At 55.2% G+C, this 18,129-nt stretch carries 11 protein-coding genes; 8 read left to right on the top strand and 3 right to left on the bottom strand.

Annotated features, from left to right (window positions below):
- Positions 1 to 999 (top strand): family 8 glycosyl hydrolase, encoded by a 999-nt coding sequence (locus AAIG39_RS03815; protein WP_090083758.1) that lies wholly within the window; start codon positions 1 to 3, stop codon positions 997 to 999.
- Positions 1,000 to 1,664: 665 nt separating this feature from the next.
- On the opposite strand, the gene bcsG is transcribed toward AAIG39_RS03815, so the two are convergent.
- From bcsG to bcsE, 3 genes are read right to left on the bottom strand one after another with little or no spacing between them, the layout of a single operon-like run.
- A complete protein-coding gene (gene bcsG, locus AAIG39_RS03810; RefSeq protein ID WP_343193227.1) occupies positions 1,665 to 3,344 on the bottom strand; it encodes a cellulose biosynthesis protein BcsG in 1,680 nt (559 codons plus the stop codon).
- Positions 3,337 to 3,534 (bottom strand): cellulose biosynthesis protein BcsF, encoded by a 198-nt coding sequence (gene bcsF, locus AAIG39_RS03805; protein ID WP_090083761.1) that lies wholly within the window; start codon positions 3,532 to 3,534, stop codon positions 3,337 to 3,339. The genes bcsG and bcsF overlap by 8 nt, the downstream gene beginning before the upstream one ends.
- Entirely contained in the window at positions 3,531 to 5,090 is a 1,560-nt protein-coding gene (gene bcsE / locus AAIG39_RS03800; protein ID WP_343193226.1) for a cellulose biosynthesis c-di-GMP-binding protein BcsE, read from the bottom strand. Before bcsE ends, bcsF begins: the two co-directional genes overlap by 4 nt.
- 171 nt (positions 5,091 to 5,261) lie before the next feature.
- On the opposite strand from bcsE, the gene bcsR reads away from it, so the two are divergent.
- The 7 genes from bcsR to hmsP all read left to right on the top strand — a co-directional run bounded on the left by bcsR (position 5,262) and on the right by hmsP (position 18,066).
- Entirely contained in the window at positions 5,262 to 5,450 is a 189-nt protein-coding gene (bcsR, locus tag AAIG39_RS03795) for a cellulose biosynthesis protein BcsR (RefSeq protein ID WP_090083764.1), read from the top strand.
- A gap of 11 nt (positions 5,451 to 5,461) precedes the next feature.
- A complete protein-coding gene (gene bcsQ / locus AAIG39_RS03790; RefSeq protein ID WP_343193225.1) occupies positions 5,462 to 6,226 on the top strand; it encodes a cellulose biosynthesis protein BcsQ in 765 nt (254 codons plus the stop codon).
- A complete protein-coding gene (gene bcsA, locus AAIG39_RS03785; RefSeq protein ID WP_343193224.1) occupies positions 6,223 to 8,820 on the top strand; it encodes a UDP-forming cellulose synthase catalytic subunit in 2,598 nt (865 codons plus the stop codon). Before bcsQ ends, bcsA begins: the two co-directional genes overlap by 4 nt.
- Before the next feature lie 25 nt (positions 8,821 to 8,845).
- Positions 8,846 to 11,257: a cellulose biosynthesis cyclic di-GMP-binding regulatory protein BcsB gene (gene bcsB / locus AAIG39_RS03780; RefSeq protein ID WP_343193223.1), complete on the top strand. Its 2,412-nt coding sequence runs from the start codon at positions 8,846 to 8,848 to the stop codon at positions 11,255 to 11,257.
- 6 nt (positions 11,258 to 11,263) lie between these two features.
- The gene (gene bcsZ, locus AAIG39_RS03775) at positions 11,264 to 12,370 is read left to right on the top strand and encodes a cellulose synthase complex periplasmic endoglucanase BcsZ (RefSeq protein WP_343193323.1); all 1,107 of its coding nucleotides are present in this window, start codon (positions 11,264 to 11,266) and stop codon (positions 12,368 to 12,370) included.
- The gene (gene bcsC, locus AAIG39_RS03770; RefSeq protein ID WP_343193222.1) at positions 12,352 to 15,843 is read left to right on the top strand and encodes a cellulose synthase complex outer membrane protein BcsC; all 3,492 of its coding nucleotides are present in this window, start codon (positions 12,352 to 12,354) and stop codon (positions 15,841 to 15,843) included. The genes bcsZ and bcsC overlap by 19 nt, the downstream gene beginning before the upstream one ends.
- A gap of 216 nt (positions 15,844 to 16,059) precedes the next feature.
- Positions 16,060 to 18,066: a biofilm formation regulator HmsP gene (gene hmsP, locus AAIG39_RS03765; protein WP_343193221.1), complete on the top strand. Its 2,007-nt coding sequence runs from the start codon at positions 16,060 to 16,062 to the stop codon at positions 18,064 to 18,066.
- The last annotated feature ends 63 nt before the right edge of the window (positions 18,067 to 18,129 follow it).

Here is an 18,129-nt window from a genome sequence, read left to right as displayed (position 1 = left end):
ATGTTTAAACGCGTTTTCGCCATGATGGTGATGATGATGAGTGTGCTCTTTTCCTCGTTTTCACAGGCGGGACAAGCCTGGGAAACGTACAAAGCGCGCTTTTTGATGACGGATGGCCGTATCGTTGATACCGGCAATAAAAACGTCTCTCACACGGAAGGCCAGGGGTTCGCCATGCTGATGGCGGTGGCCAGTAACGATAAGGCGGCGTTTGACCGCATCTGGGGATGGACAGATAAGACACTAAGGAACAAGGACAACGGCCTGTTCTACTGGCGTTTTAACCCGGTTGAGCCGGATCCGATTGCTGATAAGAACGACGCAACGGATGGCGATGCGTTAATTGCATGGGCGTTGTTAAAAGCCAGTCAGCGCTGGAATGATAACAGCTATGCGACCGCATCGGATGCCATTACCCAGGCGATGATTAAACATACGGTGATCAACTTTGCGGGTTATCGGGTGATGTTGCCGGGCGCGAAGGGGTTCAATCTCAACAGCTATGTGAATCTGAATCCATCCTATTTTATCTTCCCGGCATGGAAAGCATTTGCCAACCGCAGTCATCTGGTGGTCTGGAATGATCTGATTCGTGATGGCACGACGCTGCTTGGCAAAATGGGCTGGGGTCAGTCACATTTGCCTACCGACTGGGTATCACTGTCAGCGGATGGCAAACTGAGCCCCGCCAAAGAGTGGCCCCCGCGCATGAGTTTCGACGCCATCCGTATTCCGTTGTATATCTCATGGTGGAACCCGCAAAGTTCGCTGCTGACGCCGTGGCGCAACTGGTGGCAGGGTTATGATCGTAGCCGCACCCCTGCCTGGGTGAACGTCACAACCAACGATACCGCCCCGTACAATATGAATGGCGGTTTGCTGGCGGTGCGTGATTTGACGATGGGCCAAACCTCCGGCGAGCCGCAAATCAGCGCGCAGGATGATTACTATTCTGCCAGTCTGAAAATGTTGGTCTGGCTGGCGCAGCAGCAACAGTAATTTTCCGCTTTTCCTGTGATGTCTCCTCACCCTCTCCCTTGAGGGTGAGTGTGAAAACCCTCTCGCCTGGCGTCGGTGGGCACGATTTACTCCCTCTCCCTGAGGGCTGGGGAATCCCCACAAAAATGCGAGCACGAACGGTCCCCTCTCCCTGAGGGAGAGGGCCAGGGTGAGGGGGAAAATGCGGCTCTGATGGTCATTCCGTTCACCTTATGTTCCTTGCTTTACTGTCGCGACAGAGCCCGTGAACGTGCCAGGGTGGCTCACCGCCACCACCCTGGCGACCCGGGCTCCCGGCCAGGAAAATCGCCGCTGGCGCGGTGCATTCGTCTTATGTCGTCTGACTTTCGGGTCGGAGACCAGCCTGCGTCCTTGCAGGCTATCCCCTCCGCCCGCTTCCCTGCGGGCGGCCCCGGTCAGCCGCCAACGCCTCATCGATTTTCAGCCGGACCCTGTCATCGCTGTCACGGTTTTATTCTTATTAAGCGGCGTTATCGCTGTAAAACGTAAGATTACCAGGGATTCCTCAGCTCTCAGGGAGAGGGCTGAGGTGAGGGTGCAAGCCCTCTCGGCTGGTCGCTGATTGCCACCCCTCCCGGATGGCGGCGCAGGCGACTTATTCGGGCTACGACTTGCCCCCTTGCTTCGGCGAGGGGGCAAAGCACCTACTTCGGATAAGGCACCCAGTCGCCGCCATTCAGACGAACATACGGCTTGTTCTGGTACTGGATCACCACGGCGTTGGCATTTTCTGAAACGGGCGCGGTCTGTGGCAGGCTACTGGTCAACTGATCCCAGTTCACATGGTCTTCGGTGAAGATCTTGCCATCCAGTACGCGCGTAACCAGCTCTGACACTGCCAGGAAGCTACTCGGCTGGTTTATCTCAATTGCAGGCCCTTCATGCGGAGCCTTCATGCCAAAGAACTTGACTGCCGTTGGTACGTGGGTAATCGATGGGCTTGGAATATCACGCAGACCGGAAACCTGCATCTTATCGCCCTGTAGTGCGGCGCCATGTTCCGGCACCATCACCACCATCACTTTACGCCCGGATTTCTCCAGTTGCGTAAAGAAGGTATCCAGCTCATCAAACAGTTTCTGTGCGCGAATTTTATAATCCGCAGTCTGGCGCACGCCGGGGAAATGGTTACCGTCGTGTAGCGGCAGCAGGTTATAGAAGGTCGCGGTACGCTGGCCATTATTGGTCGCCTCGTTCTCCATCCAGCGGTTCAACACGGCGGTATCGTCATAGACCGGGGAGCCATCAAATGACAACAGGACCGGCGGCAGGCCTGCCTGATTCATTAATGGCACCTGTACGCCGCCGTTATCGCGGATCTCTTTGAGGAAATCACCGAACACGCCGTTGTGATCCATCATCAACTGTTGGGTGAAGCCCAGTTTGGCCAGGTTATCAAACAGGTAGCACTGAGCTCCGGCTGTCTGATACAGATTTTTATGCGAGGTCTGGCCGCAGCTTGCGCGTAGCAGGCGAATGGCCGCCGGGCCGCTGTATGCGGTGGCCGAATTAAACTGTTTAAAAACAATATCGAAATGCGACCACAGTGGGTGCGATGCCAGGCCCGCTGCGTCAATATCGGACCATGAGAGTGAACAGATGTTGATCACCAGTAAATCAAAAGGCTGCGCATCTGCCGGCAGTTGCGTCGGGAACGGTGTCTGACGTTTCTCTTCGGAAGCATAAAAACTGGCAAGCCAGGCATTCAGGTTCTCAGAGGTTGGCGGTGCGGTTTGCGCCGGAATATCGCCCACCACGGGCGTTGTCGCGGTATTTGCCACCGTCGGCGCTACCGTTCCGCCTGTTGTGGCAATGGTATTTTGGTGGGTGTTTTGCGGCCACAGGGTGAACGCCGGTCCGACGAGCGTCATAGCATTCAGCCAGATCATTATGGCGACGACAAATACCGTTACGCGAACCCACTGCGCCAGGAACAGCCAGGCGACCAGCAATACGAACAGGGCGCCAATCATCTGCCAGTTAATAAAACGCGTCACCAGATCGAGCAGGTAATCAGCGCTAAAGCCCGCTACCTGCGAGCCCTGACTAATGATGCTATCGATACCCGGTAGCCAGGTATCATGCCAGAACAGGCCGAAACCAATCGGGATAGCAATCCAGTGGCGCAGACGGTGCAGGCCCAGACCTGGTAAGGGCATCAGCAGAAAGGCCATAAACACCAGGTTAAGCAACGGATGAAAATTAAGGTAGCCTGCCCACAGCAAACCAAATTTCACCAAAAAATAGAAATTCCACCCGGATAAACCGCGCCAGTGTTGCCACAGCGTCGAGGGTCTGGAAGGCGTCAGCGTTTGATTAGTCATGTTTTCGGTCTGCCTTGACGAACGATTCCCGACGCAATACTCCGGCCGGTTTAACGTAGCGAGGTTTAATAAACATTATTCTTGCAACAAGACGAATACGGTACTGCCAGTGGCGCGCCAGATAGCCCAGCGGGAAGAAAATCAGCGCACAAAGTATAACGAGTTCAATAATATCGGCGATGGACATCATGATGCGCTCCCCCTGTCTTCACTTAACAGCCGCAGTGGTTCCGGGATACGTCGCCAGGTCTGTCCGTCATGCTCGGCGTTAATGATTTTCTTCTCATCACTCGTACCGGTCAGCGGAGCGCCCCACTTATCCGGCCCCACTTCCCGCAACAGCACCAGCTCGGCCGCAATCTGGTTGTCTTCAAACCAGACCATGCGATTAGAGAAAATATCGGCTGTGGGTAACGGGAAAATATGGTTAAGGGCGGTGTCGAGATCGTTCACACGACAGAACGACAAAAACATCAACAGGCGGTTATCGCCGATGGTGACAATATCCCCGACACGGTTCGGACGGCAGAGCGTTAGCGCTTGTTCTACGCGAATACCGGGCACCGGGCGCAGCGCCACCAGAACGCCTTTGCCGTCGGGGGGCAACAGGGTGTTATTTACCATGTTGCCCACGGCTTCGCAGAACGTGCTCCATGTCTGGAATCCGCGCAGTTTGAGCGGCAAGGTCATGGAGAGCAGCGTAGAGATATCTTCCGGCACAAGGCGTTTAAACTGTTGCCCCTGCACGCTTTCGATAAGCGTCAGGCAGCGGGAGAGCGGGGCGTTCCACGAGATGACCATATTTGCGCCACACCTTAACAGCAAACGTTCATCGGTGGCGCGCAGGCTGGCTCTGGTTTCACGGACGATGATTTTCAGAGCACTACCGCGCTGACGGCGCAGGGTATGAATCTGTCGGGCAATGGTTTCGATTTGGTTATTCTGACGCAGGGCGAAAATGAGGGTCGCGGCCTGGCTGGTTCGCGCCTCGTTAAACATTGCTTCGTTGGTTTCGAAAAGTGTCCAGTGTTCCGAAAGCGCAGGCGCCCCTTCCAGCACATCGACATTACTGAGCACCCGTTTTTCATCACTGCGCGGCTGGACGGAGGCCTCTTCTTGTTTCGCTAACTGCCAGCGGCCATCTTGCTGCTCAAGAATAAGTTGTTGCTGGGCGCTCACGCCTCTGTCGTTACACCACCAGGCAACATCATAAAGATGTGTTCCACTGGCATAACGTAAACTCGCTAAACCAAACAATGAACGGTATTTCCCTATCAGCACTGATGATTGCCTGTCGCTATTGTTTGCAGGGTTTATTACCAGCAATGTGCACTTATGATATTTCGTCCACTCATGATTTTGTATTAGCCAGCGGTGCAAATTCGCCGCCGGGATATTTTTCCATGCGTTATTTGCACACAGCAGAATGAGTAAATAATTTTCGGGTTCAATAGTGCAAAGTATATCGCGAGAGAAAAAGTATAGACCTTTTTCATGATTTGGCATGGAAAAAAGATATATTTTTTGGGGGCCGTGATCGGGTTCTAACTGAAGGATGTTTCGCAAATCATATCCCATACCCGCAACCGCGACTTTTGCATTTTCGGATTGCGATGCAATTGTTTGATTAACAAGGCTTATTGCATCTTCTTCGCGATCGGCGTTAATCCACCAGACGCCGCCGGCAGGCATGTGACGCAATTCGTCCCATAACGACTGGATGCCGAGAGAAAATATGGGGTCCACGGTGTCCCTCTACAGGTAATTTATCTGTATCTCAGTTTACTAGCGAAAGTATAGAAATAAACCTAACATTGAAATTAAAGAACATCAGATTTAGCATGTAAACGAATTTCGTCGCAAATACCTTGCTAAGCATGTACGCAATCATTTCCTGTTTATAAGGACCGTGTCTGAATGCATAACAATGAGCCTACAACTCAGACGGATTCGACCCTGGGTTATACGTTTCAAAATGATTTTTTAGCACTCAGTAAGGTATTTTCACTGCCCGAAATAGATTATGCCGATATTTCCCAACGAGAACAGTTGGCAGCGGCTATTAAACGTTGGCCTCTGCTGGCAGAGCTTGCTCGTCAACAATAAGGAAGCCGTGGATGGCTGTATTGGGGTTACAAGGGGTTCGCGGTGGTGTGGGCACCACATCGATTACTGCGGCGCTCGGCTGGGCGTTACAACTTTTAGGGGAATCGGTACTTGTTATTGATGCCTGCCCCGATAATCTCCTGCGTCTGTCATTTAATGTTGATTTCGACCACGCCGACGGCTGGGCGCGCGCGATTCTGGACGGCAAAGACTGGCGCGATGCGGGCCTGCGTTATACCTCCAGTATCGATATTCTGCCCTTTGGCCGCCTCAAGGATGCCGAATGGGAAAAGCTGCACCTCTTGTATGAGCCGCCGGGCCAGTTAACGACAGTATTACAGGCGCTGAAAACACAGCAGCGCTACCAATGGGTGCTGCTTGATTTACCGCACGGCTATTCGCCGCTGGCGCGCCAGTTTCTTGAATATTGCGACCATACGCTGGCGGTGGTGAAACCGGATACCAACTGCCACGTGCGCCTGCATCAGCAGCGACTGCCGACAGGCGCGCATATCCTGATTAATGATTTACGTATTGGCAGCCAGTTGCAGGATGACCTTTATCAGGTGTGGCTTCAGAGCCAGCGCAACCTGATGCCTGTTCTCATCCACCGCGATGAAGCGATGGTGGAATGTCTGGCAGCAAAGCAACCGTTAGGGGAATACCGGAGTGACTCACTGGCGGCGGAAGAGATCCTGACGCTGGCGAACTGGTGTTTGCTGCACTGCTCGGGCGCGCCCACGCCAGAGGAACAACACGCGAGGGTGTCTGAATGAGTCGTCTGGCCGCCTGGTTTCTGATCCCCCCGGTATATGCCCGCTTAAGCGAGCGTTACCGCTTTTATCGCCGGAATAAGGCGTCGGGGTTCAGTGCGGCATGCGGCTGTTTCTGGGCGGCACTGGCATGGCTGTTTCTGCCCCTGGAAAATGAGCACTGGCAGCGGGTGCGTGAGCAACATCAGGCGTTTTTTCCACATATTAATCCGGACAAACCGCGTCCGCTTGACCCGGCGCGTTACCTGTTGCAGGTTCTCTGGCTGCTGGCGACACTGCCCCGGCATGTGGCTGCGAAGGCGGCGAAACCAGGACGTGCGCATAAGCTGCGCGAACGTTACCATAACTGGCTGGATTCTCTGCCCACCCGCGTTTCTGACCAGACCAGCCATCTGGATAACCATAAAGAGCTGGGACACCTCAGCCGGGGAGCGCGACGTTTCATTCTGGGTATCATCATCACCTTTTCGTTGATTCTGGCCCTCGTCTGTATTACCCAGCCGTTTAACCCGTTGTCGCAGTTAATCTTCCTGGTGTTGCTTTGGGGCGTGGCCCTGCTGGTGCGGCGCATTCCGGGGCGTTTCTCGGCGTTGATGCTGATAGTGCTTTCGCTCACCGTCTCCTGCCGCTACATCTGGTGGCGCTATACCTCGACCCTGAACTGGGATGACCCCGTAAGCCTGGTCTGCGGCATCGTCTTGCTGTTCGCTGAAACCTATGCGTGGATTGTGCTGATCCTCGGCTACTTCCAGGTTATCTGGCCGCTTAATCGCCAGCCAGTACCGCTACCCAAAGACATGGCCCTGTGGCCGTCGGTCGATATCTTTGTGCCTACTTATAACGAAGATTTGAATGTGGTGAAAAATACCATCTATGCGGCGTTGGGTATCGACTGGCCGAAAGACAAACTCAAAATCTGGATCCTCGATGACGGTGGCAGAGAAGAGTTTCGTCAGTTTGCCCAGACCGTGGGGGTGGAATACATTGCCCGTACCACCCATGAGCACGCGAAAGCCGGGAACATCAACAACGCGTTGAAATATGCCAGAGGCGAATTTGTCTCGATTTTTGACTGCGACCACGTGCCAACGCGCTCTTTCCTGCAAATGACCATGGGCTGGTTTATCAAAGAGAAAGATCTGGCGATGATGCAGACGCCGCACCACTTCTTCTCGCCGGACCCATTTGAGCGCAACCTGGGCCGTTTCCGTAAAACACCAAACGAAGGCACTTTGTTCTACGGGCTGGTTCAGGATGGCAACGATATGTGGGATGCCACCTTCTTCTGCGGCTCTTGTGCGGTCATTCGTCGTGGTCCACTGGATGAGATTGGCGGTATTGCGGTGGAAACGGTCACTGAGGACGCCCATACTTCGCTGCGCCTGCATCGCAGGGGGCATACCTCTGCCTATATGCGTATTCCCCAGGCAGCCGGTCTGGCAACGGAGAGTCTGTCGGCGCACATCGGTCAACGTATCCGCTGGGCGCGTGGGATGATTCAGATTTTCCGTCTCGATAATCCGCTATTCGGCAAAGGGCTGAAACTGGCGCAACGCCTGTGTTACGTCAATGCCATGCTGCACTTCCTCTCTGGTATCCCACGGCTGGTGTTTCTCACCGCGCCGCTGGCGTTTCTGTTGCTGCATGCCTACATCATCTATGCGCCCGCTATCATGATTGCGCTCTTTGTTCTGCCGCACATGATTCACGCCAGCCTGACCAACTCCAAAATTCAGGGTAAATACCGCCATTCGTTCTGGAGCGAAATCTACGAAACCGTGCTGGCGTGGTACATCGCGCCGCCGACGCTGGTGGCGTTATTTAACCCGCATAAAGGCAAGTTCAACGTCACGGCAAAAGGGGGGCTGGTCGAAGAAGAGTATGTCGACTGGGTTATCTCCAGACCCTATATCTTCCTTGTTTTGCTGAACATTGTCGGCGTGCTGGTGGGCATCTGGCGTTACTTCTATGGCCCGCAAAACGAGATTCTGACGGTGTTCGTCAGTATCGCCTGGGTGTTCTACAACCTGATTATCCTCGGTGGCGCGGTGGCGGTATCGGTGGAAAGCAAGCAGGTTCGTCGCGCGCACCGTGTGGAAATCTCCATGCCTGCCGCTATCGCCCGCGAAGATGGTCACCTGTTCTCCTGTACCGTGCATGATTTCTCCGACGGTGGCCTGGGGATCAAAATCAACGGCCAGTCGCAGGTACTGGAAGGGCAAAAAGTCAGCCTGTTATTAAAACGCGGCCAACAAGAGTATGTCTTCCCGACAGTAGTCGTGCGCGTTTCCGGAAGTGAGGTGGGGCTGCAACTCATGCCGTTGTCCACGAAACAGCATATTGATTTTGTGCAGTGTACGTTTGCCCGTGCGGATACATGGGCGTTGTGGCAGGACAGCTTCCCGGAAGATAAGCCACTGGAAAGCTTAATGGACATTTTAAAACTGGGCTTCCGTGGTTATCGCCATCTCGCGGAATTTGCTCCACCGTCTGTGAAAATGATTTTCCGGTCGCTAACCGCAGTGGTTGCCTGGATTGTGTCGTTTATACCGCGTCGCCCGGAACGGGAAGCGGTAATACAGCACCCCGTGACGTGATTGGCTCAACAATGATGAAAACACGATGAAAAGAAAACTTTCCTGGATTTGTGCAGTGGCTGTGGGGATGGGCGCTATTCCCTCCCTGATGACGTATGCGGCACCCGCTAATCCGACGGCGCAAGCGGCCCCCACCGTGCCTGCCGTCGCGCCTGCAACCCAGCCGGTCGTGACGCCAGCGCCGGCACAATCGGAAACGCTGGTACCCACTACCCCAACAGAGGGGCAAACGCAACCAGCCCACCCGGCCGGAAGCCAGGCCACGGGGCAGGTAACGCCGGGCGTGACGCTGGCAAATGCGCCGTCGCGTGAGGTCAGGCTGACATTTGCGGAGATTGCGCCGCCGCCGGGCAGTATGGTGCTGCGCGGTATCAACCCGAACAATGGCATTGAGTTCGGTACACGCAGCGATGAAGTGGTGTCGAAAGCGCTGTTGAATCTCGAATATACCCCGTCCCCCTCACTGCTGCCGGTACAGTCGCAGCTGAAGGTCTACCTGAATGACGAACTGATGGGCGTGCTGCCGGTCACTAAAGAACAACTGGGGAAAAAGACGTTTGCTCAGGTGCCCATCGACCCGCTTTACATTACCGACTTCAACCGCGTGCGGCTGGAGTTTGTCGGCCACTATCGCGATGTCTGCGAAAACCCGGCCAGCACTACGCTGTGGATGGATATTGGTCGCAGTAGTTCGCTGGAACTTTCTTACCAGACGCTGGCCGTACAAAACGATCTGTCCCACTTCCCGATCCCGTTCTTCGATCCACGTGACACCCGTCCGTTAACGCTGCCGATGGTCTTCGCCGGTGCGCCGGATCTGGTTGAACAGCAGGCGGCGGCGGTCATTGCCTCCTGGTTTGGTTCACGTTCTGGCTGGCGGGGGCATAACTTCCCGGTCATGTACAACGGTCTGCCGGATCGTAACGCGATTATTTTCGCGACCAATGATAAGCGTCCGGATTTTCTGCGTGATGCACCGCCTGTGAACGCCCCGACCATCACCATGATGAGTCACCCGAACAACCCTTATGTAAAACTGCTGGTGGTATTCGGGCGCGATGACAAAGACCTGTTACAGGCGGCAAAAGGTATCGCCCAGGGTAACGTGCTGTTCCGTGGCAGCAGTGTCACCGTTGATGAAGTGAAACCACTGCTGGCGCGCAAACCCTATGACGCGCCGAACTGGATACGCACCGATCGCGCGGTAACATTTGGTGAACTGAAAAGCTATGAAGAGCAGTTGCAGTCCACGGGATTGCAGCCAGCGTCGATCAACGTCGCGTTGAACCTGCCGCCGGATCTCTACCTGTTGCGCAGCAACGGTATCGATATGCACCTGAACTATCGCTATACCGCACCGCCAACCAAAGACAGTTCGCGCATGGATATCAGCCTGAACAATCAGTTTCTGCAATATTTCAGTCTGATCAGCAATCAGGATACCAACCGACTGCTGCTGCGCCTGCCGATATTACAGGGGCTGCTGGATGGCAAAACCGATGTTTCTATTCCGGCGCTGAAACTGGGGGCGGTGAACCAACTGCGCTTTGACTTCCAGTATATGAATCCTGTGCCGGGTGGCACTATCGACAACTGCGTCACGTTCCAGCCGGTGCAGAACCGTGTGGTTATTGGCGACGATTCCACCATCGACTTCTCGAAGTATTACCATTTCCTCGCGATGCCGGATCTGCGCGCCTTTGCTAATGCTGGCTTCCCGTTTACCCGAATGGCCGATCTGTCTGAAACCATTGTTGTGGTGCCGCCAGACCCCACAGAAGGGCAAATGAACACGCTGCTGGACTCTCTGGCTACCGTGGGCGCGCAAACGGGCTTCCCGGCTATCAACGTGACATTGACCAATGACGGTACGCAGATTCAGGGTAAAGATGCCGACATCATGATCATTGGCGCTCTCCCGGAAAAACTGAAAGACGACAAACGTATCGATCTGCTGGTTCACGCGGCGCAAAGCTGGGTGAAAACGCCAATGCGTCAGACACCGTTCCCTGGCGTTACGCCAGATGATGTCGATCGTCAGGCCGATTCGCAGACCTCGGTATCGTCCAGCGGCCCGATGGCAGCCATTATTGGCTTCCAGTCGCCTTATAACGATCAGCGCAGTGTGGTTGCGCTGCTGGCAGACAGCCCGCGCGGCTATGAGTTGTTAAATGGCGCGATGAATGACAGCGGTAAACGTGCCGCGATTTTCGGCTCCGTGTCGGTGATTCGTGAGTCGGGGGTGAGCGGTCTGCGTGTCGGTGATATTTACTACGTGGGGCATTTACCCTGGTATGAACGTATCTGGTACGCGCTGGCGAACCATCCGGTGCTGCTGGCGATTCTGGCCGCGGTGAGCGTGGTATTGCTGGCGTGGGTGCTGTGGCGTCTGCTGCGTATTATCAGCCGTCGTCGTCTCGACCCGGATCACGAGTAAGCGGTGATGAAAGCGCTACGCTGGACGATCATGGCGGCGCTTATGCTGGCGGCGGCGCAGGTGAGCGCCGCCTGTAGCTGGCCTGCATGGGAGCGCTTTAAACAGAGCTATATTAGCGATGGCGGGCGGGTCATCGACCCGAGCGATGCCCGCCAGATAACCACCTCTGAGGGGCAAAGCTATGCCCTGTTCTTTGCCCTTGCGGCGAACGATCGCGATGCATTTAAAACGCTGCTGAACTGGACGCAGAATAATCTGGCGCAGGGGGATTTAGGCGCACGGCTGCCTGCATGGCTGTGGGGGCGGAAAAACGAAACAGAATGGACGGTACTGGATACCAATTCCGCATCGGATGGCGATATCTGGATTGCCTGGTCTCTGCTGGAAGCCGGGCGGCTGTGGGACATGCCTGATTATACCGCGCTCGGAAAAGCACTGCTCTCACGCATTGCCAAAGAAGAGGTTATCACCGTCCCCGGCCTCGGCTCCATGCTGCTTCCGGGCAAAGTAGGTTTTGCGGATAACGATGTCTGGCGCTTCAATCCCGGCTATCTGCCGCCTCAACTGGCCCAGTATTTCACCCGTTATGGCGCGCCCTGGACAACGCTGCGGGAGACCAACCTGCGCTTAATTATGGAAACCGCACCGAAGGGGTTCTCGCCTGACTGGGTACGTTATCAGAAAAATAAGGGCTGGCAGCTTAAATCCGATAAGTCGCTTACCGGCAGTTATGATGCGATCCGTGTTTATGCATGGGCAGGCATGATGCACGACAGCGATCCGCAAAAGGCGCGTATGCTGGCGCGCCTCAAACCCATGGAAATAATGACGGCGAAACAGGGCGTGCCGCCAGAAAAAATCAACGTGGCGACCGGCAAGGGACAGGGTAATGGCCCTGTGGGTTTCTCGGCGGTACTGTTGCCGTTTTTACAAGATCGTGATGCCCAGGCGGTGCAGCGTCAGCGGGTGGCGGATAACTTTCCCGGCAAAGACGCGTATTACAGTTATGTTCTGACTCTTTTTGGACAAGGTTGGGACGAGCACCGTTTTCGCTTCACCCCTCGTGGTGAGTTACAACCTGACTGGGGCCAGCAATGCGCAAGTTCATATTAAGTTTATTGTCTTTCACGCTCGGCATCTCAGTGATGCCTTTCGCGCAGGCGGCGCCGGGCGTGCAACAACAACTGCTGGAACAGGTACGCCTGGGCGAAACCACCCAACGCGAAGATTTGGTACGCCAGTCGTTATATCGCCTTGAATTAATGGCCCCTGATGACCCGGATGTGATTGCCGCACGCCTGCGCTATCTGCTGCGTCAGGGAGATAATGCCGGTGCGCAAAAGCAGATGGAGCGGCTGAATTCTCTTGCACCAAACGCCAGCGCGACCAAAGCGTCGCGTATCACCATGGCGCTCTCAACGCCCCAGGGACGACAGGCCTTACAGGAAGCGCGCTTGCAGGCCGCCACGGGGCATCCGCAGGAGGCCGTTGCTGGCTATGAGAAGATATTTGACGGCAGTGTGCCAGTTGGCGATCTGGCGGCGGAATACTGGGTCCAGGTGGCGAAAGTACCGGCGCGACATAACGAAGCCATCACGCAACTGAAAGCCCTTAATGCCAGTAATCCGGGAAATGCAGATTTGCAAAGTACGCTGGCACGGTTGTTGATCGCCGACGGACGCAACGAAGAAGCCTTTACCGTTCTTGAGCAAATGGCGAAAAACAACACCGGGCGCGATACCGCAGCAACCCTCTGGTATCAGCAGATTCAAGGTATGCCCGTCAGCGAAAAAAGCGTGGCGGCGCTCAAGCGTTTCCTGAGTGTGTTCAGTGAAGGCGATACGGTTGTCACGGCGCGCCAGCAGCTTGACGCACAACAGAAACAGTTGGCCGATCCGGCATTTCGGGAGCGTGCCAGCGGGCTGGCTGCAGTGGAAGCGGGAAAGGGCGGTACGGCGATTGGCGCGTTGCAGGATGCAGTAAGCAAAAATCATCAGGACAGCGAAGCCATCGGGGCGCTGGGGCAGGCCTATTCCCAGAAGGGCGATCGCGCCCGGGCGGTGGCGCAGTTTGAGCGGGCCATTGCGCTCGATCCCAACAGCGATAATCGTAGCAAGTGGGACAGCCTGCTTAAGGTGAACCGTTACTGGCTGCTGATTCAACAAGGCGATGCACAACTGGCGGCGAAAAATCCGGCCCAGGCGGAACGCCTCTACCAACAAGCGCGTGCAATTGATAATACCGATAGCTACGCGGTACTGGGGCTGGGTGATGCGGCCATGGCTCGCAAAGATACCGCCGCCGCAGAGCGTTTCTATTACCAGGCGCTGCGTATGGACAGCGGCAACAGCAACGCGGTACGTGGCCTGGCGAATATCTACCGTGCGCAGTCAGCGGAAAAAGCCGATGCCTTTATTGAGTCACTTAACGCCAGCCAACGTCGCAGCATTAATGATATTGAACGCAGCCTGGCCAACGATCGGCTCGCGCAAGAGGCGGAGCGTCTGGAGAACCAGGGCAACTGGGCGCAGGCCGCCGTGCTGCAAAAACGACGACTGGCACTGGACCCGGGGAGCGTGTGGGTCACTTACCGTCTGGCAAGCGATTTGCGCTCCGCCGGCCAACAGATTGAAGCTGACGCGCAGATGCGCGCACTGGCGCGCAGTAAACCTGCTGATCCTGAGCAGGTTTATGCTTACGGTCTCTATCTTTCCGGTAATAACCAGGAGAGCGCGGCGCTGGCGCACCTCAACACGCTGCCGCGCGACAAGTGGAACAGCAATATTCAGGAACTCTCCGACAGGCTGGAGGCCAATCAGGTACTGGCGCGGGCTAACCAGTTGCGCGATGCGGGGCATGAACCAGAGGCGATGGCTTTTCTTCAACAACAGCCTGCGTCGACGCGTATCGATTTGACGCTGGCCGACTGGGCGCAGCAGCGGGGCGATAACCCCACGGCGATATCGACGTATCAGCGCGTGTTGCATCGCGAGCCGAACAATGAAGATGCGGTACTGGGGCTGGCAGAAATTTATGCTGCCGAGGGCAACCGCATGGCCTCCCGCGAACAGCTGGCGAAATTACCTGCTGCAACCCCGACTGCGCCACGGACGATCAATACCCAACGCCGGGTAGCGATGGTCCAGGCGGCGGTGGGGGATAATGACGCTGCCCGTGAAACATTCAGCGAAATTGTGCCGCAGGCGAAGGGGCTGCCGCCTTCCATGGAAAGCGCGCTGGTGCTGCGTGATGCGGCGCGTTTCCAGGTACAGGAGGGGCAGCCGCAGGCCGCGCTGGAAAGCTATAAAGACGCGATGGTGGCATCCGGGATAACGCCAACCCGCCCCACCAGCAATGACGAATTCACCTATAAAACCCGGAACAATGAGAATGATGACTGGCTGAAACGCGGCGTGCGCAGTGATGCCGCCGATCTGTATCGCCAGCAGGATGTTAATGTCACGCTGGAGCATAACTACTGGGGATCGAGCGGTACGGGCGGCTACTCTGATTTGAAAGCCCATACCACTATGCTGCAGGCCGATGCGCCGCTGGCTGACGGCAGGATGTTCTTCCGTACCGACATGGTGAATATGGATGCCGGAAAATTCTCGCTTAAAGATGATGGAACATATTCGCCGCACTGGGGAACCTGTAATGAAGTGGCCTGCGAGGGGGGGGATCGTAGCCAGACGGCTAATGGCGTAAGCGTTGCGGTAGGCTGGCGTAACAAGACCTGGGATATGGATATTGGCACCACGCCAATTGGCTTTAACGTGGTGGATATCGTCGGCGGCCTGAGCTACAGCAATGATATCGGTGTGATTGGCTACACGCTGAACGTCCATCGTCGTCCAATATCCAGTTCCTTACTGGCGTTTGGCGGACAAAAAGATAACGGCAATGGCGATCATCCCGGTACCACCTGGGGCGGCGTGCGTGCGAACGGCGCAACCGCCAGCATGAGCTATGACCGTGGCGAGGCGCACGGTGTCTGGGCCTCGTTGGGCGCCGATCAGTTGACCGGGAAGAATGTGGCTGACAACTGGCGAGTGCGCTGGATGGCGGGGTATTACTACAAGCTTATTAACGACAATAACCGCCGTTTGACCATTGGTCTGAATAATATGATTTGGCACTACGACAAAGACCTGAGCCACTACACCCTGGGACAAGGGGGCTATTACAGCCCGCAAGAATATTTGTCATTTTCTGTGCCCGTGACCTGGCGTCAGCGTACGGAAAACTGGTCCTGGGAGCTTGGCGGGTCTGCCTCGTGGTCACATTCGCGTAAGAAAACGGAGCGAAGCTATCCGTTACTGAATCTGATCCCGGCGGGTTATCGTACCGACGCCAGAACCGCGCTGGAGGAGGGAAGTTCATCCAGCGGCGTGGGTTATACCGCACAGGCTTTAATTGAACGGCGTATTAACCCGAACTGGTCCGTTGGCCTGGGGGTGAATATTCAGCAGGCGAAAGATTACACGCCAAGCCAGGGAATGCTCTTTATCCGTTATTCTGCCGCCGGATGGCAGGGCGATATGGATATGCCGCCGCAAACTCTGACACCCTACGCCGACTGGTAAAATGAGGATAATTCCTGGGGAAAGCGTGGCGGGTAATAAGGCCCGCCACATGAAAATTATGCTTATTATTCTGCGTATTGCTGACGCTTTTCCCTCACAGCGTTGTCGCTGAGGCAATCTTGCTGCCTCTTTATCTCAAACTGTTACGATAGGGTATACTCTGGCGGCGGAGTAATATTTTATTGCCCTGCGCTTGTGTATCTCTGGAGAGTGATTTTGCGTGTCAGCCGTTCTTTAACGATTAAACAGATGACTGCGGTTTTTTCCGTGGCGATGGTGTTTATTTTCATTTTTTGCGTCATTTTGCTGTTTCATTTTGTTCAGCAGAATCGCTACAACACGGCTACGCAACTGGAGAGTATTGCCCGTTCGGTACGTGAACCGCTGTCCGAAGCCATACTAAAGGCTGATTTTCCTGAGGCAGAGTCGGTCCTTAAACAAATTAAACCTGCCGGGGTGGTTATCCGGGCGGATGTGGTGCTGCCAAACCAGTTTCAGGCGTTGCGCCTGCGTTTTATTCCCGAGCGCCCGGTGCCGATGATGATCGCGCGGGTATTCGAGCTGCCAATCCAGATTTCCTTGCCCATTTATTCCCTGCAGCGCCCGGCCAACCCACAGCCGATTGCCTATCTGGTGCTCGAAGCGGATTCTTATCGCGTCTATAAATTTGTGATGAGTACGCTTTCAACGTTGGTGACTGCTTACTTACTTTTAACGCTGATCATGACCGTGGCGATCACCTGGTGTATCAACCGCTTGATCGTCCATCCGTTGCGGAAAATCGCCCGTGAGCTGAGCGATGTGCCACAGCAGGACCAGATTGGGCACCAGCTGGCGTTGCCTCGTCATCACCAGGATGATGAAATCGGCAACCTGGTGCGCAGCTATAACCGTAATCAACAAAACCTGTTGCGACAGCATGATGAGCTGAACACCCAGTCGACTCTCTTCCCGGTATCGGAGCTGCCAAACAAAGCCTTCCTGATGGCGCTGCTGGATCAGGTTGTGGCACGGCAGAAGACCACCGCGCTGATGTTTATTGCCTGTGAAACATTGCAGGATACGGCGGGTGTATTGAAAGAGTCACAGCGCGAGATGCTGCTGCTGACCCTGGTAGAGAAGCTGAAATCCGTCATTTCGCCGCGGATGGTGCTCGCCCAGGTTAGCGCGTATGACTTCGCCATTATCGCTCACGGGGTGAAAGAGCCGTGGCACGCCATTACATTAGGTCAGCAAGTACTCACTGTTATCAATGAGCGCGTGCCCATTCACGGTATTCAGTTGCGCCCGAGCGCCAGCATCGGTGTGGCGATGTTCCATAGCGATCAGACGGCAGAACAGCTTTACCGACGTGCGGTTTCGGCGGCGTTCACATCGCGACGCAAAGGGAAAAATCAGATTCAGTTCTTCGATCCGCAGCAGATGGAAGAAGCGCAAAAACGGCTTACGGAAGAGAGCAATATCCTGACTGCGCTTGACCACCATAAATTCGCCATCTGGCTTCAGCCGCAGGTAGACCTCGCCACGAATACGGTGGTCAGCGCCGAAGTATTGCTGCGTATGGAGCAGCCGGAAGGCAGATGGGAACTGCCGGAAGGGCTAATCGAACGTATAGAGTCGTGCGGGCTGATGGTGACCGTGGGGTACTGGGTGCTGGAAGAGTCGTGCCGTCTGCTGTCTGCCTGGCAAGAGCGCGGGCTGATGATGCCGCTGTCGGTGAATCTCTCGGCGTTGCAGCTGATGCATCACAATATGGTGCCGGACATGCTGGAACTGCTCAACCGCTACCGAATTAAACCCAACACCTTGATTCTTGAAGTGACTGAGAGTCGCCGCATTGATGACCCACAGGCGGCGGTGACGATATTGCGTCCGCTGCGTAATGCGGGCGTGCGCATCGCGCTGGACGATTTCGGCATGGGGTACGCCGGGTTACGTCAATTACACCACATGAAGTCATTGCCGGTTGATGTACTTAAAATCGACAAAATTTTCGTTGAAGGGCTGCCCGAGGATAGCAGCATGGTGGCGTCGATTATCCACATGGCGCGAAGCCTGGGTTTAAGCATTATCGCAGAAGGGGTAGAAACCGAAGCCCAGCGCGAATGGCTGCAAAAGGCGGGTGTGGAAATCGTACAGGGGTTTTTATTTGATCGCGCCATGACGCCGGAAGCATTTGAAGCGCGTTATTTTTCGACCTCAGACAATGCTGAAAATAGTTGAAATGTTGCTGGCTTGTACGAGTCAGCTCTAATTTTTTAACATCATTGTTTCAAATTTGATGTG

This window comes from Phytobacter palmae (assembly GCF_039409775.1).
In the GTDB taxonomy this organism is placed as follows: Bacteria; Pseudomonadota; Gammaproteobacteria; order Enterobacterales; family Enterobacteriaceae; genus Phytobacter; species Phytobacter palmae.
The sequence above is the reverse complement of the archived record's forward strand: the minus strand, read 5'-3'. Positions and strand labels throughout refer to the sequence as shown.